We start from the raw sequence: 20,487 nt of genomic DNA on the forward strand, positions 1-20,487 counted from the left end.
GTGCGCGGACTCAGTCCGCGGTGGCCAGGAACTGCGTCGCCGCCAGCTCCGCGTAGAGCGGATCGGCCGTCACGAGCTCACGGTGCGTGCCGACGGCCCGGACCCGTCCCGCGTCCATCACCACGATCCGGTCGGCCATCGTCACCGTCGACAGCCGGTGCGCCACGACGAGGACCGTGGTCGTGCGCGCCACGTCCGCGACGGTGTCCCGCAACGCCGCCTCGTTCACCGCGTCCAGCTGCGAGGTCGCCTCGTCCAGGAGCAGCAGCCGGGGGCGGCGCAGCAGCGCGCGGGCGATGGCGACGCGCTGCCGCTCACCGCCGGACAGCTTGGTGCCGCGGTGCCCCACGAGCGTGTCGAGGCCGCCCGGCAGCCGGGAGACCAGACCGTCGAGACGGGTCGTCTTGAGTACCCGCGCGAGGGCGTCCTCGTCCGCCTCCGGATTGCCCAGCACCAGGTTGTCCCGCAGGGAGCCCGACAGGACCGGCGCATCCTGCTCCACGTAGCCGATCGCGGCGCGCAGCCGGGGAAGCTCCCAGTCGTCCAGATCCCGCCCGTCCAGCGTGATCACCCCGGACTCGGGGTCGTAGAACCGCTCGATCAGCGAGAAGACGGTGGTCTTGCCGGCGCCTGAGGGGCCGACGAACGCCGTCATGCCCTGTGCGGGCACGGTGAACGTCACCCCGTGGTGGACGTAGGGCAGGTCGTCGGCGTAGCGGAAGCGGACGTCGTCGAAGGCGAGGGCGGCGGGCTCGGCGCCGGGGGAGGGCAGCGGGGCGGCCTCGGCGGCCGGCTCGGCGGGCAGGCGCAGGGCCTCCTCGATGCGGGTGAGGGCCGCGGCGCCCGTCTGGTACTGGGTGATGGCGCCGACGACCTGCTGTATCGGCGACATCAGGTAGAAGACGTACAGCAGGAACGCCACCAGCGTGCCCACGTCCACCGCGCCGGTCGCGACGCGTGCGCCGCCCACGGCGAGCACCGTGATGAAGGCGATCTGCATGGCGAGTCCCGCCGTGTTGCCCGCGGCGGCCGACCACTTGGCGGCCCGCACGCTCTGGCGCCACGACTCCTGTGCCGCCTCGTGCAGCGTCCGCTCCTCCCGGTGCTCCGCGCCGGACGCCTTCACCGTGCGCAGGGCGCCGAGGATCCGCTCCAGCGAGGCACCCATGACCCCGACCGCGTTCTGCGCCTGTCGGCTGGCCTGGTTGATACGCGGCACGATCACCCCGAGGATCACGCCCGCGCCCAGGATCACGGCCAGGGTGACGCCCAGCAGCACGGCGTCCACCCAGCCCATCATCACCACCGTGGCGACGAGGGTGAGTCCGCCCGTGCCCAGTCCGACCAGCGAGTCGGTGGTGACCGCGCGCAACAGCGTGGTGTCGGAGGTGATGCGGGCCATCAGGTCCCCGGGTTCGCTGCGGTCCACGGCCGTGATCCGCAGCCGCAGCAGATACGACGACAGGGCCCGCCGCGCGCCGAGCACCACCGACTCGGCGGTGCGCGTCAGCACGTACGAACCCAGCGCGCCCACCGCCGCGTTGGCCACGACCAGGGCCGACATCGCCAGCAGGGCGCCGGTGATGTCCCGGTCGTGCGACAGGTCGTCGATCAGGCCCCGCGCCACCAGCGGCAGCAGCAGCCCGGTCGCCCCGGTGACCAGCGAGAGCAGCGCACCGGCGACCAGGGCCCAGCGGTGCGGCCGTACGTATCCGAGCAACTGCCGCCACGGGGGTGTGGCGGTCTCGGTCTCTGCGATGCTCACGGCGCTCCCTCGGCGTCGGCGGAGCGTTCAGGCTACGTCGCCGCCGACCCGCGCGGCCTGCTCTTTTCGAGCAGAACAGGCCGGTCGATCCGCGCCCCTCACCGATCAGTCGCGCGTAGGGTCGGAGGGGAACGGACCCCCGGCCGACGAAGGAGTCAGCAGCATGGCCCAGGAAGTACGCGGCGTGATCGCCCCCGGCAAGGACGAGCCGGTGCGGATCGAGACGGTCGTGGTGCCCGACCCCGGCCCGGGCGAGGCCGTGGTGCAGGTGCAGGCCTGCGGGGTGTGCCACACCGACCTGCACTACAAGCAGGGCGGCATCAACGACGAGTTCCCGTTCCTGCTCGGTCACGAGGCAGCGGGCGTGGTCGAGGCGGTCGGCCCCGGCGTCACCGATGTCGAGCCCGGTGACTTCGTGATCCTCAACTGGCGTGCGGTGTGCGGGAAGTGTCGGGCCTGTCTGCGCGGGCGCCCCTGGTACTGCTTCGACACCCACAACGCGCAGCAGAGGATGACCCTCGCCTCGACGGGCCAGGAGCTGTCCCCGGCCCTCGGCATCGGAGCCTTCGCGGAGAAGACGCTGGTCGCGGCCGGGCAGTGCACCAAGGTCGACCCGCGGGTGGCCCCGCAGGTGGCCGGGCTGCTGGGCTGCGGTGTGATGGCCGGCATCGGCGCCGCGATCAACACCGGCAACGTCGGCCGGGGCGACTCGGTCGCCGTCATCGGCTGCGGCGGGGTCGGCGACGCGGCCATCGCCGGATCGCAACTGGCCGGAGCGGCGACGATCATCGCCGTCGACATCGACGACCGCAAGCTGGAGACCGCCCGCTCCATGGGCGCCACCCACACCGTCAACTCGCGCGAGAACGACCCGGTCGAGGCGATCCGCGAGCTCACCGGCGGCTTCGGCGCCGACGTCGTCATCGAGGCCGTCGGCCGGCCCGAGACCTACAAGCAGGCCTTCTACGCCCGTGACCTCGCGGGCACGGTCGTCCTCGTCGGCGTCCCCACACCCGAGATGAAGCTCGAACTGCCGCTGCTCGACGTCTTCGGCCGCGGCGGATCCCTGAAGTCCAGCTGGTACGGCGACTGCCTGCCGTCCCGCGACTTCCCCATGCTGATCGACCTGCATCTGCAGGGGCGTCTGGACCTCGGCGCGTTCGTCACGGAGACGATCGGGCTCGACGAGGTGGAGAAGGCGTTCGAGCGGATGCACCACGGCGACGTGCTGCGCTCGGTGGTGGTGCTGTGATGACGACGCGCATCGAACACCTCGTCACCTCCGGCCGGTTCAGCCTCGACGGCGGCACCTGGGACGTCGACAACAATGTGTGGATCGTCGGCGACGATCACGAGGCGATCGTCATCGACGCCGCCCACGACGCCGACGCCATCGCCGAGGCCGTCGGGGACCGCCGGCTCACCGCCATCGTGTGCACGCACGCCCACAACGACCACATCGACGCCGCCCCCGCCCTCGCCGAGCGCACCGGTGCCACCATCTGGCTGCACCACGACGACCTGCCGCTGTGGAAGCAGACCCACCCGGACCGGGAACCGGACGCCTGGCTGGTCGACGGCCAGACGATCGAGGCCGGCGGCGCCGACCTCAGGGTCCTGCACACCCCGGGGCACGCGCCCGGCGCCGTCTGCCTCTACGACCCGGGACTGGGCACCGTCTTCACCGGCGACACCCTCTTCCAGGGCGGCCCCGGCGCCACCGGCCGGTCCTTCTCGCACTTCCCGACGATCATCGACTCGATCCGCGACCGGCTGCTGACCCTGCCGCCCGAGACGACGGTCCGCACCGGCCACGGCGACTCCACGACCATCGGCGCGGAGGCCCCGCAGCTCCAGGAATGGATCGCCCGGGGACACTGACCGCGTGTCGCCGGTAAAAGGCGACAGAAGATGTCCGGCTTACCCGTGACCCTGGAGGCGACAAGCAGCCACGGTCACGGGAGGTCGGACATGTCAGCTCCGTTGCAGGACAAGGTCGCGCTGGTCGCCGGGGCGACCCGGGGCGCGGGACGGGGGATCGCCGTGGAACTCGGCGCGGCCGGCGCCACCGTCTACGTCACCGGCCGCACCACCCGCGCCCGCCGGTCGGAGTACGACCGGCCCGAGACGATCGAGGACACCGCCGACCTGGTCACCGCCGCCGGCGGCAAGGGCATCGCCGTCCCCACCGACCACCTCGACCGTTCGCAGGTCAAGGCGCTCGTGGACAGGATCGCGGACGAGCAGGGCCGCCTCGATGTCCTGGTCAACGACATCTGGGGCGGCGAGAAGCTCTTCGAGTGGGACACCCCCCTCTGGGAGCACGACCTCGACAACGGGCTGCGCCTGCTGAAGCTCGCCGTCGAGACGCACGCCGTCACCAGCCACCACGCCCTGCCCCTGCTGCTGCGCCATCCCGGCGGCCTGGTCGTCGAGCTCACCGACGGCACCGCCGCATACAACGCGGAGAACTACCGTGTGAACTTCTTCTACGACCTCGCCAAGGCCTCCGTGCTGCGTATGGCCTTCGCCCTCGGCCACGAACTCGGCCCGCGCGGCGCCACAGCCGTCGCCCTCACCCCCGGCTGGCTGCGCTCGGAGATGATGCTGGACGGCTTCGGGGTACGGGAGGAGAACTGGCGCGACGCGCTGGAGCGCGTTCCCCACTTCGCCATCTCGGAGACCCCGCACTACGTGGGCCGGGCCGTGGCCGCACTCGCCGCCGACGCGGACGTGGCGCGCTGGAACGGGCAGTCGTTGTCCAGCGGCGGACTCGCCCGGGCGTACGGCTTCACCGACCTCGACGGCAGCCGCCCGGACGCCTGGCGCTACCTCGTGGAGGTCCAGGACGCGGGCAAGCCCGCGGACGTCACCGGATACCGGTGACGTCCGCCCGCCGAACCGGTGTCCGGTGAGGCGGACGGGTTCAGGCGGGGCCCTCACAGGCCTCCTTCGACGGCATGCGGTACAGGCCGAGCCGGGCGGTCCGGCCCGCTGTCGCGGGTGCGGATCGAGAGCTCCTACCTCACATCCGCAATCTTATATTGTAAACGTATATGCGTAACTTACGGCATACCTTTCACCTGTCCACCGCTTCGTGCGTTCCCGGTCCGCTCCATGAGGAATGTCACTGTTCCGTCCCAGCGCGGCTCACCGCACAACCGGAACCGGTCTCCGTCCGTCTAGCTGGCAGACATCACCGAACCGCTTTCGTGAAAGGGCAGGACCAGCCATGGGGGACGTACGCAGACGGAGCGCCGTCGCACTGGGGATCACCGGTCTGGTGGCACCGCTCACGCTCGCACTCGGGGCCGCACCGGCCCAGGCGGCGAGCTGCACCACGCAGGCCGGCCCGTATCAGAAGAAGGTGGAGAAGTTCCTCGGCCGTCCGGTCGACGGCAAGCAGTCCGCCGCCGACTGCAAGGCCATCAAGGCCTTCCAGACCAAGCACGGCATCTCCCCGAACATCGGCTACGCCGGTTCCGTCACCTGGGGCGTGATGGACCTGATGCAGAAGCAGAAGGCCGTCGGGCAGACCCCCAACAAGGACGGCAAGTGCCCGGTGAACAAGGGCCGGATCGCCTGCGTGAACCTGACGCTCCAGCTCAGCTGGATCCAGGACGGCAAGAAGCTCGTCTACGGTCCCGTCCCGGTCCGCACCGGCCGCGACGGGTACGAGACCCGCACCGGCCTGAAGAAGATCTACTGGCGCAACATCGACCACGTGTCGTCCATCTATGACGTGCCGATGCCCTACGCGCAGTTCTTCGACGGCGGCCAGGCCTTCCACTCGGTCGGTGTCAGCATGTGGAACCCGCCGGGCTCGCACGGCTGCACCAACATGACGAAGACCGACGCCAAGAAGTACTGGTCGCTGCTGAAGAAGGGCGACGACGTCTTCGTCTACGGCCGCAAGCCGGGCACCTGATACCGGGCACCCGGCTCGCAGCCGTCGTCCCCTACTGGGGCGCGTCCCCGAAGTCCGGGATCTCCAGCCTGACCCCGCCCTGCCGCGCCGACTCGTGCGCGATGATGCCCGGCAGGGTGTAGCGGGCGGCCACCCACGCGTTCACCGACGGCAGCGTGCGGGCGTTGACGGCGGTCACGAAGTCGTCCACCAGGAAGTGGTGGCTGCCCTCGTGGCCGTTGTGGAGGTGGTCGAACTCCCTCGGCAGCCGCCCGCGGTCGTGCACGGGCGCCGACCCGGAGGTGAAGGCGGCCCGCAGCTCCGGCGCGATGTGCTGGAGTGACGGGTCGTCGGGCGCCATGGTGGGCTTGGGCTCCAGCAGTTCGCTGATGTCCTTCACCCCCTGCTTGTCCTGCCACAGGGCGACCGTGGCGAGCTGCTCCATGCTCGCCTCGGTGCCGAAGAAGCGGAAACGCGACTCCCGTATGTGCGACGGGTAGCCGACCCGCCGGAACTCGTTGGTACGGAACGAGCCGCCGCCCGCCACCTCGAACAGCGCGGTGGCATTGGAGAAGTCGTTGCCGAACTGGCTGACGTCCTTGTCGAAGACGCCGTCGCCCCGCTCGTCGACGACACCGATCGCCGACACGCTCACCGCGTGCGTCTTCCAGGCGCCCAGCACCCCGCCTACCGCGTGCGTCGGGTACAGCAGCGGGGGATAGCTGGCGGTCGCCTTCCAGTTCTCACCGCCGCTGTACTGATAGGCCTCGTAGAACCCCAGGTCCATGTCGTGGACGTAGTCGCCCTCGGCGTAGAAGAGCCGTCCGAAGGCGCCCTGGGCGATCTGGTTGCGGGCGTGGACCGTGGCCGGGTTGTACTCGCTGGTCTCACCCATCATGTAGGTCAGCCCGGTGGCCTTGACCGCGTCGACGATCGCCGCGATCTCCTCCGTGCTGATGGCCATGGGGACGGCGGAGTACACGTGCTTGCCGGCGTTCAGTCCCTGGAGTACCAGCGGCCCGTGCGTCCAGCGCTGGGTGAAGATCGCGACGGCGTCGACGTCCTCCGACTCCAGCATGGCCTGGTACGACGGGAAGGTGCCCGCCAGCCCCTGGGCGGAGGCGAGTTGTGCGGCCCGCTCGGGCAGCAGATCGGTGACGTAGACGTCGCCGACGCCGGGGTGGGCCTGGAACAGGGTGGCGAACTGGCCCGAGAACTGTCCGGCGCCGACGATGCCGAGGGAGAACGTCATGTGAGGCGTGCCCTTCACTGGTGGGGGATCACTGCGAGAGGATCAGGTTGATCTGTTCATTGGTCTGGTCGAGGCTGCTCACGGGCTTGCCGTTGCCGTAGATGTCCTCCATCGCGGGTGCCATCAGGGCCGTCATGTCCGCCGAGTAGCTGGCGATCGGATAGGAGAAGGTCCGGAAGCGCTTCTTGTCGGCCACGGGCTCGGTGAACGCCGAGACGTCGATGCCCTTCTTCCGGTATGCGGCGACGGCCGCCTCGGTCCCGGCCGGGGTGGCGGGGAAGACGACCCCGGACCTGCCGACGACCGTCTGGCAGCGGTCCGAGGCCAGGTAGGCGACCCACTTGCGGGCGCCCGCCTTGTTCTTGGAGGCCTTGGTGATGGAGTCGGCGAGGCCGTTCATCATCGTGGCGCGCTTGCCGGTGGGGCCGGCCGGCGTCAGGGCGGTCTTGATGTCCTTGCCCTTGAAGCCCGCGTAGGTGGAGATCATCCAGGCGCCGTCGAACGCGGTCGCCGCCTTGCCCGCGGCGACCTGGGTGTTGGCCTGGTTGGACTGGACGTTGTAGTCGGACAGGGGCGGCATGTAGCCCTTCTTCGCCAGCCCGAAGTACCACTGGATGACGGACTGGAAGGTCCTGCTGTCGTACCGGTACTTCGTGCCCCAGCGCGGCTTGTCGAGGTAGCTCCATCCCGCGGAGGCGGCGAAGTTGCTCCATTGGGTCTGGCCGTCGCCGAACCCGCCGCCGCCGGAGGCCATGCCGTAGACCTTGACGTTGTTCTTGTCGAAGCCCGCCTCGTCGCCCCGCTTGCCGTTCCTGTCGACGGTGAGATGGGCGATGGCCTTCTCGAAGGTGCCGCCGTCCTTCGGGTTCCAGGACAGGCTGTCGAGCTGATCGGCGGTGAGCCCGGCCTGCTCGGTCATCTTCGAGTTGTAGAACAGCGCGACGGTGTCCCAGTCCTTCGGAGCGCCGTAGCGGTGGCCGTCCTGGCCGACCCAGTTGGCGGCGAGGCCCGGCTGGTAGTCCGAGTCCTCGATGCCGAGGCCGTCGAGCGGTTCGAGTACCTTCAGGTCGGCGAACTGGCCGAAGTTCTGGATGTGGTCGGTGAACACGTCCGGCTGGGTACCGGCGATGAACCCGGCGGTGAGCTTGGTCCAGTAGTCGCTCCAGCCCAGCTGCGTGATCTTCACGTTCAGACCGGGGTTCTCCTTCTCGAACCCCTTGGCGCACGCCTGGTAGGCGGGCAGCTGGTTGGCGTCCCACAGCCAGTAGGTGACCGTGTTCGCGGACGATCCGGCGGCACCTCCCTGCGCGCACCCGCTGACCAGGGACAGCGCCAGCGCTCCGGTCGCCGCGACGAGCGGACGAAGTCGAATTCGCATCACAGTCCCCTTACTTGATCCCGGTGAAGCCGATGGAGCTGACGATGCGGCGGGCGAAACAGGCGAACAGCACCAGCATCGGCAGCGCGGCGATGAGGGTCGCGGCCATGAGCCCGGACCAGTCGACGCCGGTCTGCGGGGTCTGCGCCCGGAAGACCGCCAGTGCCACGGTCAGTACGCGCGAGCTGTCGCTGTAGGAGACCATCAGCGGCCAGAAGTAGTCGTTCCAGGAGGTGATGTACGTCAGCACGCCCAGCGTGATGATCGGAGTGGACGCCATCGGCAACACCACCCGGAAGAAGATCTTGATCTTCCCGGCGCCGTCGAGCAGCGCGGCCTCCTCGACCTCCTTGGGGATGTTCATGAAGAACTGCCGGAGGAAGAACACCGCGAACGGCGTCATGAACATGGTGGGCAGCGCGATGCCCAGGAGCGTGTCGATCAGGTGCAGTTGCTTGATGAGCACGAAGTTCGGCAGCAGGGTGAAGATGGCCGGCACCATCATCCCGGCCAGGAACAGCCCGAACACCTTGTCCCGGCCCCGCCAGCGCAGCCGCGAGAAGGCGTAGGCGGCCATCGCGGAGAAGAAGATCTGACAGCCGGTGATCAGGGTCGAGACCAGCACCGAGTTGAGCAGGTAGCGCCAGAAGTCCAGTCCGCCGCCCGCGCCGCCCTGCGCGACGGCCTCCTCGGCCGACTGCAGTCCCAGGGCGCGTTCGAAGCCGCTGGTGGTCAGGTCGACCGGCAGGGGGTTGGTCGGGTCGGCGCTCAGGCCCGCGTTGGTGGAGAGCGCGGTGCGCAGGATCCAGTAGAACGGCAGCAGGGTGATGAGGACGATCAGTCCCATCACGGTCCAGGCGGCGGCACGCCCGAAGGGGAACCTGCGCCGGACCGGCCGCAGGGTCGTCGGTGGTGTTGTCGTCACGGCAGCCATGGCGGTGTCTCCTTCCGTCAGCCGAGGTCGGTCCGGCCGGCCCGGGTGAGCCGGTACTGCAGGACGGTGATCGCACTCAGCACGACCAGCAGCGCGACGGACATCGCCGAGGCGTAGCCGAACTGGAAGCGGCCGAACGCCGAGCCGTAGATGTAGTACTGCAGGACGTTGGTCGCGTTCGCCGGGCCGCCGGCGGTGGTCACGGCGACGGTGTCGAAGACCTGGAACGACCCGATCACCGTCATGATCAGCACGACCGCGAGCACCGGCCGCAGCAGCGGCATGGTGATCCGCCAGAACATCCGCCACTCGCTCGCGCCGTCCACCCGGGCCGCCTCGTACATGTCGCCCGGGATGGCCTGGAGGCCGGCGAACAGCAGCAGGGCGGTGTATCCCACATGCCGCCACACGTTGACGAGCGCGATCGTCGGGATCGCCCAGGTCTCGTCGGCGAGGAAGGGGATGCGGTCCACGCCGAGGCCGCTGATGATCTCGTTGCCGATGCCGAGCTGGGTGTCGAGGATCCACAGCCAGACCAGACCGGCGACGACGTTCGACATCAGATACGGCGTCAGCACGATCCCGCGCAGCATCGCCGACTGGGTCAGTCGCTGCAGCAGGACGGCGATGGCGAGTGCCGCGACCGTCTGGACGCCGATGTTGATGAACACGTACTCGACGGTGACCCACAGGGAGTCCCAGAAGATGGGGTCGTTGACCATGCGGACGTAGTTGTCCAGGCCGACCCACTCCGCCGGTGTCAGCAGGTTGAAGCGGGTGAAGCTCAGATAGATGCCCCGGAGCGTCGGCCAGAGCAGGAAGACCAGGAAACCGAGCAGGGCCGGCGCGATGAAGAGCGCGGCCAGCCGACCGTCCCCCCGGTCCTCGCCGGACACCCCCCGCTCCGTCCCGGTCCTGGTGCGGGCCTCCGCCGCGCTGCCCGTGGGCAGACGTGAAGGAGGACTGCTGGAGGCGATGGTCATCGGGAGACTCCCTCGCTGCGGCGGCTCGTCCTCTGGCGGGACTTACTTTTGGTGCGAAACAATTGCTGCGTCAAGAGGCAGGCAAACATCTTTTCCCAAGAACCTTCATCGGCCTAGAGTGGTCATGTTGATTTCAGTGCGAAAAAAATGGGTGAGGGGAGTCGGATCTCCATGACCGACGGCACCGCCGGCTGGCTGCCGCTGAGCGCGGGCGAGCGCTCCGTGGCGATCGAAGTGCTCGTCCACGGCCCGCTGTCGCGCACGGAGCTCGCCCGCAGGCTGGGCCTGTCGGCCGGCAGTCTCACCCGGCTGACCAAGCCCCTGATCGAGTCGGGCCTGCTGATCGAGGTGCCCGAGGCTGGAGTGCCCGCGGAGACGCGCCAGGGCCGCCCCTCCCAGCCGCTGGACGTCGTCGCCGACTCCGGCTTCTTCCTCGGCTTCAAGATCACCGAGGACACGGTCTACGGCGTCGTCACCACGCTGCGCAGCCATATCGTCGCCCGCCACGACCGCCCGCTCACCACCCATGACCCCGCCGAAGTCGCCGACGTGCTGGCCGAGATGACCGCCGAACTGGCCAAGGGCCACCCTCGCCTCGCCGGGATCGGCATCGGGGTCGGCGGGTTCGTCCAGGACCGCGCCGTGGTCGGCGAGTCCCCCTTCCTGCTGTGGCGGGACGTCCCCCTGGCCGACCTGGTCGAGAAGCGCACCGGGCTGCCGGTCGTCGTCGAGAACGACGTCGCCGCCCTGGTGGAGGCCGAGACGTGGTTCGGCGCCGGCCGGGGCCTGGACCGCTTCGTCGTCCTCACCATCGGCGCCGGTCTCGGCTACGGGCTCGTCCTGGGCGGCAAGCGGGTGCCCTTCGCGGAGGAGGACCGCGGTTTCGGCAGGCACTGGATCGTCGACTCCAACGGGCCGCTCACCCCGGACGGCAGGCGCGGCAGTGCCGTCTCGCTGCTGACCATCCCCAGCATCCGCTACCAGATCCGGGCCGCCACCGGCGATGACCGCACCTACGAGGAGATCCTGGCCCTGGCCGCCGCGGGGGACCCGATGTCGGCCCGGGTCGTCGAGGAGGCCGCACGTGCTCTGGGCACGCTCGTCGCGCAGATCTCCAACTTCGTGATGCCGCAGAGGATCCTGCTCGCGGGGGAGGGGGTCGGGCTGATGGACGTGGCCGGGAAGACGGTCGAGGAGACCGTGCGTGACCTCCGGCACCCGCTGGCCGCTCCGGTGGGCCTGGAGACGAAGGTGTCCGACTTCCACGACTGGGCCCGTGGTGCGGCCGTGTTGGCCATCAAGGTGCTGGTGCTGGGGTCGGCCGAAGCGTGAACGACGGCGAACTTCCGGGCGGCGAAAGGTACTCGCAGGTGGCTGATGTGAACAGCCTCACGTTTACCGGGAGATGGACGTGATCAGTAACACTGTCCGAAATGTCGGTTTAGCTCCCGATTACTCACATCGCCTTCACGTCCGGCGACGTATGCTTCACAGCATGTCCACCACTGTTGAAACCTCATCCGAGCGATCGGCTGACGAGGTCAACGAGGAGATCCGCGCGCTGTGGCGCCGGTCGGGCGGGACACTGAGCGTCGAGCAGCGCGAGGAATACCAGCGGCTCGTCCTGGAGTGGGCCTCCGCGGCCCCGCAGTCGGCGCCCGCGGCCTGACCTTCGTCCCGGCCCGCCGACGCATCGGGCCCTCGTTGCCGACGCATCGGACCCTCGTCGAAGGGCACCCCTGATCCAATGGGTGCCCTTCTCGCACTTTCCTCGGCCGTCGTCTACGGCATCGTCGACTTCACCGGCGGTCTGCTGTCCCGGCGCGCACATCACACCGCCGTCACCTTCCTCGGTCAGCTGGGCGGGCTGCTGCTCGCCTGCGCCGCCGCCCTCCTCCTGCCCGCCGACGCCGTCCACTCCGCCGACCTGCTGTGGGGCGCGCTGTCCGGCGTCGGCAGCGGCACGGCCATGTGGTTCCTCAACCGCGGACTGAGCCAGGGGGACATGAGTGTCGTGGTGCCGGTGAGCGCCGTCACGGGGGTCGCGCTGTCGGTGCTGTGCGGGGTCCTCGTCCTGGGCGACCGGCCGGGTGCCGTCGCCTGGCTGGGCATCGCCGTCACGGTGCCGGCGCTGTGGTTCGTCGCCGGTGGCAGGGCCGGTGCGGGGAAGGGGTCGGCGGACGGACTCGTCGCCAGTCTGGGCGTCGCCGTGCAGTACCTGGCCCTCGGTCAGGCGGGTGCCGGGAGCGGGCTGTGGCCCGTCGCCGCGGGCCGGGTCGCCGCAGTCCTCGTCCTTCTGCCGGACGCCGCGCGTCACGCCCGCCGGCTGAAGCTGCCGCCGGTCCGCTGCGCCCAGGCCGTCCTCGTCGGGGCCGGGGCGGCCCTCGGCCTCGTGCTGTATCTGCTCGCCGCCCAGCGGCAGTTGCTCGCCGTCGCCGTGGTCCTGGCCTCCCTCTATCCGGCCCTCCCCGTGGTACTCGGCCTCGTCCTGCTGCACGAGCGGATCAGCCGCCGCCAGGCGGTGGGGCTGCTGGGCGCGGGCATCGCGACCGTGCTGCTCACACTGGGCTGACGCGCACACCCCGCGACGGCCGGCCACCGGCATCACCCCCACGTGGCCGAGTAGTACTGCCGGTACGCCTTGCGGTCCTGCTCCGCGCGGATCCACCGGGTCGCCACCAGTGCGACGAGGCTGCCCCCGATGACGAGCATGCCGGGGCCGACGTTACGCGGGTCGGTGAGACGGCTCAGCAGCGTCGACACGTCCGTGCCCGTGATGGGCGCCGACGAACCCGGCGAGGCCGCGCCCTGCGACGCCGACGGTGCGGGAGCCGCACCCGTGCCACCGGACGACTTCGCCACGATCAGCTTGACCCCGAGCTCGGTCAGCGCCTTCGTCACCGGCTGGAAGAACGTCGTACCACCCGCCGTGCAGTCCCCGCTGCCACCCGACGTCACGCCGAGCGCGACGCCGTCGGCGAACATCGGGCCCCCGCTGTCGCCCGGTTCGGCGCACACGTTCGTCTCGATGAGGCCGGTGACCGTGCCCTCCGGGTAGTTGACCGTCGCGTTGAGCGCGGTCACCTCCCCCTCGCGCAGCCCGCTGGTGCTGCCGCTGCGGAAGATCTTCTGCCCGACCTCGGCGTCGGCGACGCCGGTGATCCGCACGCCCTTGCCGTCACCGACCGCGACGACGTCCGCGCCCTTGCCCGCACGGCCACCGTCGTACTTCACCAAGGAGTAGTCGTCGCCGGGGAAACTCCCCTTGAGCGACGTGCCGACCTGCTCCCGGCCGCGGTCGTCGGCGAACCAGACGGAACCGTCGGGCCCGCAGTGCCCGGCCGTGAGGATGAAGTCATCCTCCCCGTCGGTGACGTTGAACCCCGCCGAACAGCGTCCGGCGGTCGACAGGATGGGCTGCGCGCCGTTGACCCGCGTCGTGAACGTGCCCTCGGAGCGCTCCATGCGCACGAACGATCCGATGCCCTCGGCGACCTCCGTCATCCGGGACCAGTCGGAGGAGGAGACGGTGCTGTCGCCCCGCACCACCACCTGGTTGCTCTTGTAGTCCAGGGCCCACGACGTTCCGGAGACCCGGGGCGCCGAACGCAGCGTCGCCGCCGCGGACTTGAGGTCGCTCATGCTGTGCTCGACCATCTTGGCCCGCGCACCGGCCCGCTTCACCTCGGCCGCCGCCTTGTCGTCGGTGACCGCGACGACCGGCCGCCCGGCCTTGTCGACCCAGCTGCCGGCGGTGCGGGAGTTCCCCAGCCGGGACACCAGGTCGGTCCCCTCACCGGTCGCCGGTGGCGCGGTGAAGGGGACGCCGATGGACGGGGCCGTGGGCTCGCTCGCCACGGCGTTGGTGACCATCGCTCCTCCGAGGAGGAGTCCGCCGACGGCCGCCAGCCGTGTCACTCGCCGGACGACCCGTCGTCGTGCGTGCCTCATGCATGGCTCCCGAACCCGAACATCACGGCGCGAACACCGCGGGGGCCTCCTTGAGTTGAGTGCCCTTCATCCATACGGAGCCGAGTCCTGCCGCGTTCAGCGCACCGGTGATCTCTTCGGCTTCACCCGGCGACCGGGGCCGCGAGAAGGGCTCCGCTGCGCGCGTCGCCCCACACCGAGCCGGGATCGACGTAGGGCCGCAGCAGGGCGGTGAGCGCCGGGTCACCTCGGCCGTTCAGCTCGTCGGAGGCGATCTTGCGGGCGATCCCGGCGAGGAAGTCCGCCACCTGAACTCGCGCGTCGTCCCGCGCGACGACGAGCCGCATCCCCGTCAGGCCGATCCCGGCCCGCCGAGCCATCCCCTCGATCCATGCGATGCGGTCCGGCGTCAGCATGTTCTGCCGGTCGTGCACGAGGTGGACCGGCCGCCCGTCGCGGCTCCAGAGCGCCGCCGTCCGCACGATCGCAGGGAGCAGCGGGTTGAGCAACGGGATCAGTGGCGGCCCGGCCAGGAACCCGTCCCGGTAGGACACCGCGCGGGGCCGGGTCCCGGCGAGCCGCTCCAGGATCCTGGCCGCGTCCGTCCTCGGGTGCGTCCGGCGCAGGGCGTCGACCGTGTCGTAGAAGGCCTCCACCGGATCCCCGTCGTGGCGGACCCGCAACAGCTGGTTGGCCGCCTCCAGGAACGCCCGCCAGCCGTCCGCCCCGAAGGTCCGGGGCCCCGCGCTGAACAGGACGGCCGCCTCTGCCGCGTCGTCCAGCAGCAGGCCGAGGGTCCGGTCCACCACGAAGAACGTCTTCTCCATGAGATGCACCCGTGCCTGCCCGTGGATCGGGCCCCGCGGCGCGAGCAGCCACTCCAGCACCGCGCGGTGCTTCTCCCGCAGCAGGTGGTTCGCCTTGTACTCCTCGGCGGGCGACCGGATCCGGTCCCGGATCTCCCTTACTGTCGCCTCGGCCGACGCCGGGGACAGCGACACTCCGGCATGCGCGAACACGTCCGTGTTCCCGCCGGTGAGGTTCTCACCGTCCGACCCCGACTCGTCGCAGGCGATCTCCAGCGACGAGCCCGCCGCCCCGCCCTGCTCCCCGTCCACGAGATTCCCGCTCACCGCACAGCCCCCTATCGTGTGCCCGTGACCAGGATCCCGCACGAGACGTCCGGTGAACCGAATCCGCTGCAAGCCCTCACCCTCGACCGGCTCCGGCAGCGCACCAGCACCAAGTGGCGCACGTACCCGGAGGACGTGCTGCCGCTGTGGGTGGCCGAGATGGACGTGCCGCTCGCCGATCCCGTCGTGCGTGCCGTGACCGACGCACTCCACCTCGGCGACACCGGTTACCCGGCCGGCACCGCCTACGCGGAGGCCCTGGCCGCTTTCGCCGGGAAGCGGTGGGACTGGGACGGGCTCGCGGTGGAGCGCACCGCGATCGTGCCCGACGTCATGCTGGGCGTCGTCGAGATGATCAAACTGGTCACCGGCCCCGGCGACACGGTGGTCGTCAACCCGCCCGTGTACCCGCCGTTCTACCCGTTCGTCGAGCACATGGACCGGCGGGTGGCCGAGGCCCCGCTCGGTGCGGACGGCCGCCTCGACCTCGCCGTCCTGGAGGCGGCCTTCCGGGAGGCCGTGGCCGGTGGGCGGCGGGCCGCCCACCTGTTGTGCAGCCCCCACAACCCGACCGGCACCGTGCACAGCGCCGAGGAGCTGTCCGCCGTCGCCGGGCTCGCCGAGCGGTACGGCGTGCGCGTCGTCGCCGACGAGATCCATGCCCCGCTCGTGCTCGGCGACACCGGCTTCGTGCCGTATCTGAGCGTGCCGGGCGCCGAGCGCGGCCTGTCGCTGATGTCTGCCTCGAAGGGCTGGAACCTGCCCGGGCTCAAGGCCGCCCTGGCGGTCGCCGGGCCGGGAGCCGCCGCCGACCTGGAGCGGATGCCCGAGGAGGTGGGGCACGGCCCGAGTCACCTGGCCGTCATCGCCCACGCCGCCGCCCTGCGCGACGGCGTGCCCTGGCTGGACGCCCTGCTGGCCGGCCTCGACGGCAACCGGTGGCTGCTCGCGGACCTGCTGGCCGAGCATCTGCCCGCGATCCGCTACCGGCCGGGTGAGGCCACCTACCTGGCCTGGCTCGACTGCCGCGCCCTCGGGATCGGTGACGACCCGGCCGAGGTCTTCCTGCACCGCGGCCGGGTCGCCCTCAGCTCCGGCCTTCCGTTCGGCACCGGCGGCACCGGCCACGTCCGTCTCAACCTGGCGACCTCGCGGGAGCTGCTCACGGAGGCCGTACGGAGAATGGCGGCGGCGCTGCGCTGAACCCGGGGGCACGCTCGTAGACTTCCCGACATGGACGACAGGACGCTGGACGAACTCGGTTCGGGCAAGTACCTGCTGGTCACCAGCTACCGCAAGAACGGCACGCCGGTCGCCACCCCGGTCTGGGTGGTGCGCGACGGGGACGCGCTCGGTGTGTGGACACCCGCCGACTCCTGGAAGGTGAAGCGGATCCGCAACCGCGCCGACGTGCTGGTCGGCCCGTGCGACCTGCGCGGCAACCCCACCGGCGACCAGGTGCCCGCGACGGCGGCGATCTGCGACGCGGCCACCACCGGCCGTTACCGGCAGCTGATCGGCCGCAAGTACGGCCTGACGGGCCGGCTGACCCTGCTCGGCAGCCGGCTGCGCCGGGGCGTGGACGGCACGGTGGGTATCCGCATCACCCTCTGAGGTTCGGCAAGCGCTTTCGTCAGCGGGGGAGTGGGGACCCCGTCCACGGGAAAGGGCACCTGCCATGAGCCGAACTCCCACACTGCGCGCAGTCGTCGTCGGCACCGGCCACCGGGCCCAGCTGTTCACCCGCGGCCTCGCGGAACGCCCCGGCCATGTCGTGGCCGCGCTGTGCGACCCCAGCCCGACCCGGATGGCCTTCCACAACCGGCTGCTGGCCGAGACCGGCGCACCGGCCGCCACCCCGTGGGAGCCCGACCGCTTCACCGCCCTGCTCGCCGAGGAGGGCATCGACGAGGTCGTCGTCACCACCGTCGACGCCGAGCACGACCGCTACATCGTCCCCGCGCTGAAGGCGGGCTGCCGGGTCGTCACCGAGAAGCCGATGACGGTCGACGCCGAGCGCTGCTCCCGCATCCTCGGCACCGTCCGTGAGACCGGCAACTCCCTGACCGTCGCCTTCAACTACCGCTTCAACCCCGTGCACGAGAAGGTCCGCGCCCTGCTCGCCGACGGCGCGATCGGCGAGGTGCTGTCGGTCCACTTCGAGTGGCTGCTCGACGTACGGCACGGCGCCGACTACTTCCGCCGCTGGCACCGCGAGAAGCGGCACAGCGGCGGCCTGATGGTGCACAAGTCCTCGCACCACTTCGACCTGGTGAACTGGTGGCTCGCCGACGAGCCCCGGGAGGCCTTCGGCTACGGGCGGCTCGGCTTCTACGGCCGCGAGGCGGGGGAGCGGCACGGACTGCGCCGGGACTACGACCGCGCCCACGGCGCCGAGCGGGCCGCCGACGACCCCTTCGCCCTGGACCTCACGGCCGACGCCACCCTGCGCGCCCTCTACCTGGACGCCGAACGCGACGACGGCTACCTGCGCGACCGCAACGTCTTCGGCGGGCCGGTCACCATCGAGGACGACATGTCCGTCCTGGTGCGCTACGCGCGCGGCGCGACGATGACGTACCACCTGACTGCCTACTCCCCCTGGGAGGGCTACCGGGTGATGTTCAACGGCAGCACGGGCCGGCTGGAGCTGGAGGTCGAGGAGAGCCGCTGGCAGCCGCCGCTGAGCCGGATCACCTCGGCGGTTGGCGCGGTGCACGGCGACACGGCAGCCGAGCACGCGGGCGGCTCCCGCCTCACCCTGCGCCCGCTGTGGCAGCCCCCGGTGGAGGTGCCGCTCGCGGTCGCCCACGAGGCACACGGCGGCGGTGATCCGCGCATGCTCGACGCGCTGTTCGGCTCCGTCGGCCAGGCCGGCCCGGCCGACACCGCCGCCGCGACTCGTCCCACGGCCACCGAACGTGACGGGGCGCTCGCCCTCGCGGTCGGACTGGCGGCCAACCGGAGCTTCGAGACGGGACGGCCCGTGCGCACCGACGAGTTGATCACGGGCTGAGCGCGCGTCAGCTCCAGGCCCGGTACGGCTCGTCCAGCAGTTGGAAGACCGGCTCGCCCCGTACCGGGTCCTTGGCCGTGGACAGCCGTACGCGGTCCCCGCTGTGGATGCCGATCGGCGGGCCCATCACCCGTCCGCGCACCACGAAGCCCTCGGACATCTCTATCTGCGACACATTGCGCGCCGCGGGCGTGTTGCGGTGCACGACGGTGGAGTGGCGCACCGTGCCCGTGCCCTCGGCGCGCTCCGTGCGCAGCTCGCTGCCCCGGCAGACCGGACACAGCAGCCGGTGGTACATGGCGGTGCCGCACCAGGTGCAGCGCTGGAAGAAGATGGCCTCCGCGTTCTGGCCCCTCGGGTCGAGCAGACCCGTCGCGGAGCCGGCTGCCTGCTGAGTGACGCTTCCTGAGTGGTACACGCTGGTCAACTCCCTGCACTCGGCCGGAATCCGCGCACGCGATCACCCGCGCACACGTGTGCGCGGTTCGCCGTGCCACCGTGCACGCAGCACAGAGTATGGCACTCAGTGCCACTCGTAAAGGCACTCCGTACCCTCAATGTGCGGAGCCCTCAGCCCCGCCCCAGCGTCGTCTCGATCTCCTGCACGACCCGCCACAGCGGTGCGCCGCGCCGCGACACCACGACCACCACGTCCTCCGGCTGCTCCACGGCGGGCGGCACCGGCCCACCGCCGAACGCCGACTGCACGTAGGCCAGCGCGTGGCCCACCGCCGCGCCCGCCTCGCCCTGCCCGTCCGAACGCAGCCAGGACCGCAGCGCGTTGTTGTGCGCCGCGACCACCGCCGCCGCGATCACATCGGCCTGCAGGGTGCCGTCCCGGCGGGCGGCGAAGCGCCGGCGCAGGTACTCGGCGAGGGCCCGCTCGTAGCGCCACACCACCGACAGCTCGTAGGCCCGCAGCCCCGGCACCTGCTTGGTGAGGCGGTAGCGCTGCACGGAGAACGTCGGGTTCTCCGCGTAGATGCGCAGCACCAGCCGCGCCGCGTCGCAGACCCGCCCCACGGGTTCGTCGTCGTCGGTGGATGCCGCCAGGAAGGCCGTCATGTCGGCGAGGCACCGCTCGTGGTCCGGGAAGACCACGTCCTCCTTGGAGGGGAAATAGCGGAAGAACGAGCGCCGCCCCACACCGGCGAGCGCCACGATGTCGTCGACCGTGGTCTGCTCGTACCCCCGCTCCAGGAACAGCTGGAAGGCCGCCGCCACCAGGGCGTCCCGCATGGGCGGCTTCCCGGTGCCGGCCTCGGCTTTCTCGGAGCTCATGAGCGCGAACGTAGCACCCGTGAGGATGTTCATGGCACTCAGTGCACTCGTGAGGAGGTACTGAGTGCTCTGTCCGCCGGACCCGACCGGGCTCTGAACCCCGGGCGCGGTGGCCGCGTATCTAGCGGCAGGACGATCCTCGAAGGTCGGGCGCCCCCGGGCCCGGACGAAGGAGAGCAGCGTGTCGACACCGTCCGAGCCCCGGCCGCCGCACGACGGCCAGGCCCTCGAACCCATCCGCGTCCTGCGGCCCCGCCGCACCGACGCGCTCGCGGAACTGATGCGGGAGTTCCAGCAGGAAACCGGCCGCGCCCCCGGCAGGCAGGAAACCGGCCGCCGCGAAACCGGCCGCGCCCCCGGCGGCTACGAGTCCGTCGCGCTGCCGGGGCCGCCGGCCGGCTCCGAGGCGCTGACGCAGGAGCTTCCGCCCGTCGCCCGCGCGATCCGCCGGCCCACCCGCGCCGTGCCCGCCGGCGCCGGGCTGCGCCGCGCCGCCGTCGCGGTGGCCGTCCTGGCCGCCGCGGTGATCGGCTTCGGCGGTGCGCTCCTGTTGCGCGGCGAGCACAAGGGCGACAGCGCCGCGCCCGCGCCCGGCCCGCCCCGCTCCGCCCCTTCCACCCCCGACCCCACACCCACCCCGCCGAGCCCGGCCGCCCCCGCACCCGTGGACCCCGACGGCGCCGGCACGCTGCGCGAGGGAGCCACCGGCCCCGAGGTGACCGAACTCCAGCAGCGTCTCCTGGACATCCCGGACGTCTACCGGGACGGCTCCACCAGCGGCAGCTACGACGCCACCCTCACGGCCGCGGTCGCCCGCTTCCAGCTCTGGTACGGCATCCGCGGCGACGAGACCGGCGTATACGGCGACGACACCCGGACCGCCCTGGAGTCCCGCACGAGTTGATGTG

20 protein-coding genes are annotated in these 20,487 nt (G+C 71.0%); 11 read left to right on the forward strand and 9 right to left on the reverse strand.

Annotation, left to right across the window (positions count from 1 at the left end):
- Positions 1-10: 10 nt before the first annotated feature.
- On the reverse strand, positions 11-1,765 hold the full coding sequence (locus tag BJ965_RS36505; protein ID WP_184915564.1) for an ABC transporter ATP-binding protein: 1,755 nt from the start codon (positions 1,763-1,765) through the stop codon (positions 11-13).
- A gap of 163 nt (positions 1,766-1,928) precedes the next feature.
- On the opposite strand from BJ965_RS36505, the gene BJ965_RS36510 reads away from it, so the two are divergent.
- The 4 genes from BJ965_RS36510 to BJ965_RS36525 all read left to right on the forward strand — a co-directional run bounded on the left by BJ965_RS36510 (position 1,929) and on the right by BJ965_RS36525 (position 5,693).
- On the forward strand, positions 1,929-3,017 hold the full coding sequence (locus BJ965_RS36510) for an S-(hydroxymethyl)mycothiol dehydrogenase (RefSeq protein WP_184915567.1): 1,089 nt from the start codon (positions 1,929-1,931) through the stop codon (positions 3,015-3,017).
- A complete protein-coding gene (locus tag BJ965_RS36515; RefSeq protein WP_184915570.1) occupies positions 3,017-3,646 on the forward strand; it encodes an MBL fold metallo-hydrolase in 630 nt (209 codons plus the stop codon). The genes BJ965_RS36510 and BJ965_RS36515 overlap by 1 nt, the downstream gene beginning before the upstream one ends.
- 90 nt (positions 3,647-3,736) lie before the next feature.
- Positions 3,737-4,651, forward strand: a complete 915-nt coding sequence (locus tag BJ965_RS36520) for an SDR family oxidoreductase (protein WP_184915573.1) — start codon at positions 3,737-3,739, stop codon at positions 4,649-4,651.
- A 346-nt stretch (positions 4,652-4,997) separates the two neighbouring features.
- Complete coding sequence (locus BJ965_RS36525) at positions 4,998-5,693, forward strand: L,D-transpeptidase family protein (RefSeq protein WP_184915576.1); 696 nt, start codon at positions 4,998-5,000, stop codon at positions 5,691-5,693.
- A gap of 31 nt (positions 5,694-5,724) precedes the next feature.
- Here BJ965_RS36525 and BJ965_RS36530 read toward each other — a convergent pair whose 3' ends face one another.
- From BJ965_RS36530 to BJ965_RS36545, 4 genes are read right to left on the reverse strand one after another with little or no spacing between them, the layout of a single operon-like run.
- Positions 5,725-6,924 (reverse strand): Gfo/Idh/MocA family protein, encoded by a 1,200-nt coding sequence (locus BJ965_RS36530; RefSeq protein ID WP_184915579.1) that lies wholly within the window; start codon positions 6,922-6,924, stop codon positions 5,725-5,727.
- A 28-nt stretch (positions 6,925-6,952) separates the two neighbouring features.
- A complete protein-coding gene (locus BJ965_RS36535; protein ID WP_184915582.1) occupies positions 6,953-8,302 on the reverse strand; it encodes an ABC transporter substrate-binding protein in 1,350 nt (449 codons plus the stop codon).
- Positions 8,303-8,312: 10 nt separating this feature from the next.
- On the reverse strand, positions 8,313-9,236 hold the full coding sequence (locus tag BJ965_RS36540; RefSeq protein ID WP_184915584.1) for a carbohydrate ABC transporter permease: 924 nt from the start codon (positions 9,234-9,236) through the stop codon (positions 8,313-8,315).
- 17 nt (positions 9,237-9,253) lie between these two features.
- A complete protein-coding gene (locus BJ965_RS36545) occupies positions 9,254-10,219 on the reverse strand; it encodes a carbohydrate ABC transporter permease (RefSeq protein ID WP_184915587.1) in 966 nt (321 codons plus the stop codon).
- 171 nt (positions 10,220-10,390) lie between these two features.
- On the opposite strand from BJ965_RS36545, the gene BJ965_RS36550 reads away from it, so the two are divergent.
- The 3 genes from BJ965_RS36550 to BJ965_RS36560 all read left to right on the forward strand — a co-directional run bounded on the left by BJ965_RS36550 (position 10,391) and on the right by BJ965_RS36560 (position 12,791).
- Positions 10,391-11,551: an ROK family transcriptional regulator gene (locus tag BJ965_RS36550; RefSeq protein ID WP_184915590.1), complete on the forward strand. Its 1,161-nt coding sequence runs from the start codon at positions 10,391-10,393 to the stop codon at positions 11,549-11,551.
- A 151-nt stretch (positions 11,552-11,702) separates the two neighbouring features.
- Positions 11,703-11,888, forward strand: a complete 186-nt coding sequence (locus tag BJ965_RS36555) for a hypothetical protein (RefSeq protein ID WP_033312444.1) — start codon at positions 11,703-11,705, stop codon at positions 11,886-11,888.
- A gap of 78 nt (positions 11,889-11,966) precedes the next feature.
- Positions 11,967-12,791, forward strand: coding sequence for an EamA family transporter (locus tag BJ965_RS36560; protein ID WP_184915593.1), 825 nt, complete (start codon positions 11,967-11,969; stop codon positions 12,789-12,791).
- 32 nt (positions 12,792-12,823) lie between these two features.
- Here the strand turns inward: BJ965_RS36560 and BJ965_RS36565 are convergent, their stop codons facing one another.
- Entirely contained in the window at positions 12,824-14,170 is a 1,347-nt protein-coding gene (locus BJ965_RS36565; RefSeq protein ID WP_184915596.1) for a S1 family peptidase, read from the reverse strand.
- Positions 14,171-14,292: 122 nt separating this feature from the next.
- Positions 14,293-15,282, reverse strand: coding sequence for a DUF3800 domain-containing protein (locus BJ965_RS36570; protein ID WP_184915599.1), 990 nt, complete (start codon positions 15,280-15,282; stop codon positions 14,293-14,295).
- A 24-nt stretch (positions 15,283-15,306) separates the two neighbouring features.
- On the opposite strand from BJ965_RS36570, the gene BJ965_RS36575 reads away from it, so the two are divergent.
- The 3 genes from BJ965_RS36575 to BJ965_RS36585 all read left to right on the forward strand — a co-directional run bounded on the left by BJ965_RS36575 (position 15,307) and on the right by BJ965_RS36585 (position 18,298).
- Positions 15,307-16,485 carry a MalY/PatB family protein gene (locus BJ965_RS36575; protein WP_184915602.1) on the forward strand — a complete coding sequence of 393 codons (1,179 nt, stop codon included), beginning with the start codon at positions 15,307-15,309 and terminating at the stop codon, positions 16,483-16,485.
- Positions 16,486-16,515: 30 nt separating this feature from the next.
- The gene (locus BJ965_RS36580; protein WP_184915605.1) at positions 16,516-16,896 is read left to right on the forward strand and encodes a PPOX class F420-dependent oxidoreductase; all 381 of its coding nucleotides are present in this window, start codon (positions 16,516-16,518) and stop codon (positions 16,894-16,896) included.
- A 64-nt stretch (positions 16,897-16,960) separates the two neighbouring features.
- Positions 16,961-18,298 (forward strand): Gfo/Idh/MocA family protein, encoded by a 1,338-nt coding sequence (locus BJ965_RS36585; RefSeq protein ID WP_184915610.1) that lies wholly within the window; start codon positions 16,961-16,963, stop codon positions 18,296-18,298.
- A 7-nt stretch (positions 18,299-18,305) separates the two neighbouring features.
- Here BJ965_RS36585 and BJ965_RS36590 read toward each other — a convergent pair whose 3' ends face one another.
- Positions 18,306-18,716 carry a Zn-ribbon domain-containing OB-fold protein gene (locus BJ965_RS36590; RefSeq protein WP_030847540.1) on the reverse strand — a complete coding sequence of 137 codons (411 nt, stop codon included), beginning with the start codon at positions 18,714-18,716 and terminating at the stop codon, positions 18,306-18,308.
- A 152-nt stretch (positions 18,717-18,868) separates the two neighbouring features.
- The gene (locus BJ965_RS36595) at positions 18,869-19,537 is read right to left on the reverse strand and encodes a TetR family transcriptional regulator (RefSeq protein WP_184917924.1); all 669 of its coding nucleotides are present in this window, start codon (positions 19,535-19,537) and stop codon (positions 18,869-18,871) included.
- 223 nt (positions 19,538-19,760) lie between these two features.
- On the opposite strand from BJ965_RS36595, the gene BJ965_RS36600 reads away from it, so the two are divergent.
- The gene (locus BJ965_RS36600) at positions 19,761-20,483 is read left to right on the forward strand and encodes a peptidoglycan-binding domain-containing protein (RefSeq protein ID WP_184915629.1); all 723 of its coding nucleotides are present in this window, start codon (positions 19,761-19,763) and stop codon (positions 20,481-20,483) included.
- Positions 20,484-20,487 lie beyond the last annotated feature (4 nt).

It is taken from the genome of Streptomyces luteogriseus (assembly GCF_014205055.1).
GTDB lineage: Bacteria > Actinomycetota > Actinomycetes > Streptomycetales > Streptomycetaceae > Streptomyces > Streptomyces luteogriseus.

Excerpts from the sequence above, each read along its gene's own strand:
- BJ965_RS36520 (WP_184915573.1), top strand. The coding sequence starts at position 3,737 with ATGTCAGCTCCGTTGCAGGACAAGGTCGCGCTGGTCGCCGGGGCGACC.
- BJ965_RS36545 (WP_184915587.1), bottom strand. The coding sequence starts at position 10,219 with ATGACCATCGCCTCCAGCAGTCCTCCTTCACGTCTGCCCACGGGCAGC.
- BJ965_RS36555 (WP_033312444.1), top strand. The coding sequence starts at position 11,703 with ATGCTTCACAGCATGTCCACCACTGTTGAAACCTCATCCGAGCGATCG.
- BJ965_RS36535 (WP_184915582.1), bottom strand. The coding sequence starts at position 8,302 with ATGCGAATTCGACTTCGTCCGCTCGTCGCGGCGACCGGAGCGCTGGCG.
- BJ965_RS36580 (WP_184915605.1), top strand. The coding sequence starts at position 16,516 with ATGGACGACAGGACGCTGGACGAACTCGGTTCGGGCAAGTACCTGCTG.
- BJ965_RS36550 (WP_184915590.1), top strand. The coding sequence starts at position 10,391 with ATGACCGACGGCACCGCCGGCTGGCTGCCGCTGAGCGCGGGCGAGCGC.
- BJ965_RS36525 (WP_184915576.1), top strand. The coding sequence starts at position 4,998 with ATGGGGGACGTACGCAGACGGAGCGCCGTCGCACTGGGGATCACCGGT.
- BJ965_RS36565 (WP_184915596.1), bottom strand. The coding sequence starts at position 14,170 with ATGAGGCACGCACGACGACGGGTCGTCCGGCGAGTGACACGGCTGGCG.
- BJ965_RS36560 (WP_184915593.1), top strand. The coding sequence starts at position 11,967 with ATGGGTGCCCTTCTCGCACTTTCCTCGGCCGTCGTCTACGGCATCGTC.
- BJ965_RS36515 (WP_184915570.1), top strand. The coding sequence starts at position 3,017 with ATGACGACGCGCATCGAACACCTCGTCACCTCCGGCCGGTTCAGCCTC.
- BJ965_RS36510 (WP_184915567.1), top strand. The coding sequence starts at position 1,929 with ATGGCCCAGGAAGTACGCGGCGTGATCGCCCCCGGCAAGGACGAGCCG.
- BJ965_RS36595 (WP_184917924.1), bottom strand. The coding sequence starts at position 19,537 with ATGCGGGACGCCCTGGTGGCGGCGGCCTTCCAGCTGTTCCTGGAGCGG.
- BJ965_RS36585 (WP_184915610.1), top strand. The coding sequence starts at position 16,961 with ATGAGCCGAACTCCCACACTGCGCGCAGTCGTCGTCGGCACCGGCCAC.
- BJ965_RS36540 (WP_184915584.1), bottom strand. The coding sequence starts at position 9,236 with ATGGCTGCCGTGACGACAACACCACCGACGACCCTGCGGCCGGTCCGG.
- BJ965_RS36530 (WP_184915579.1), bottom strand. The coding sequence starts at position 6,924 with ATGACGTTCTCCCTCGGCATCGTCGGCGCCGGACAGTTCTCGGGCCAG.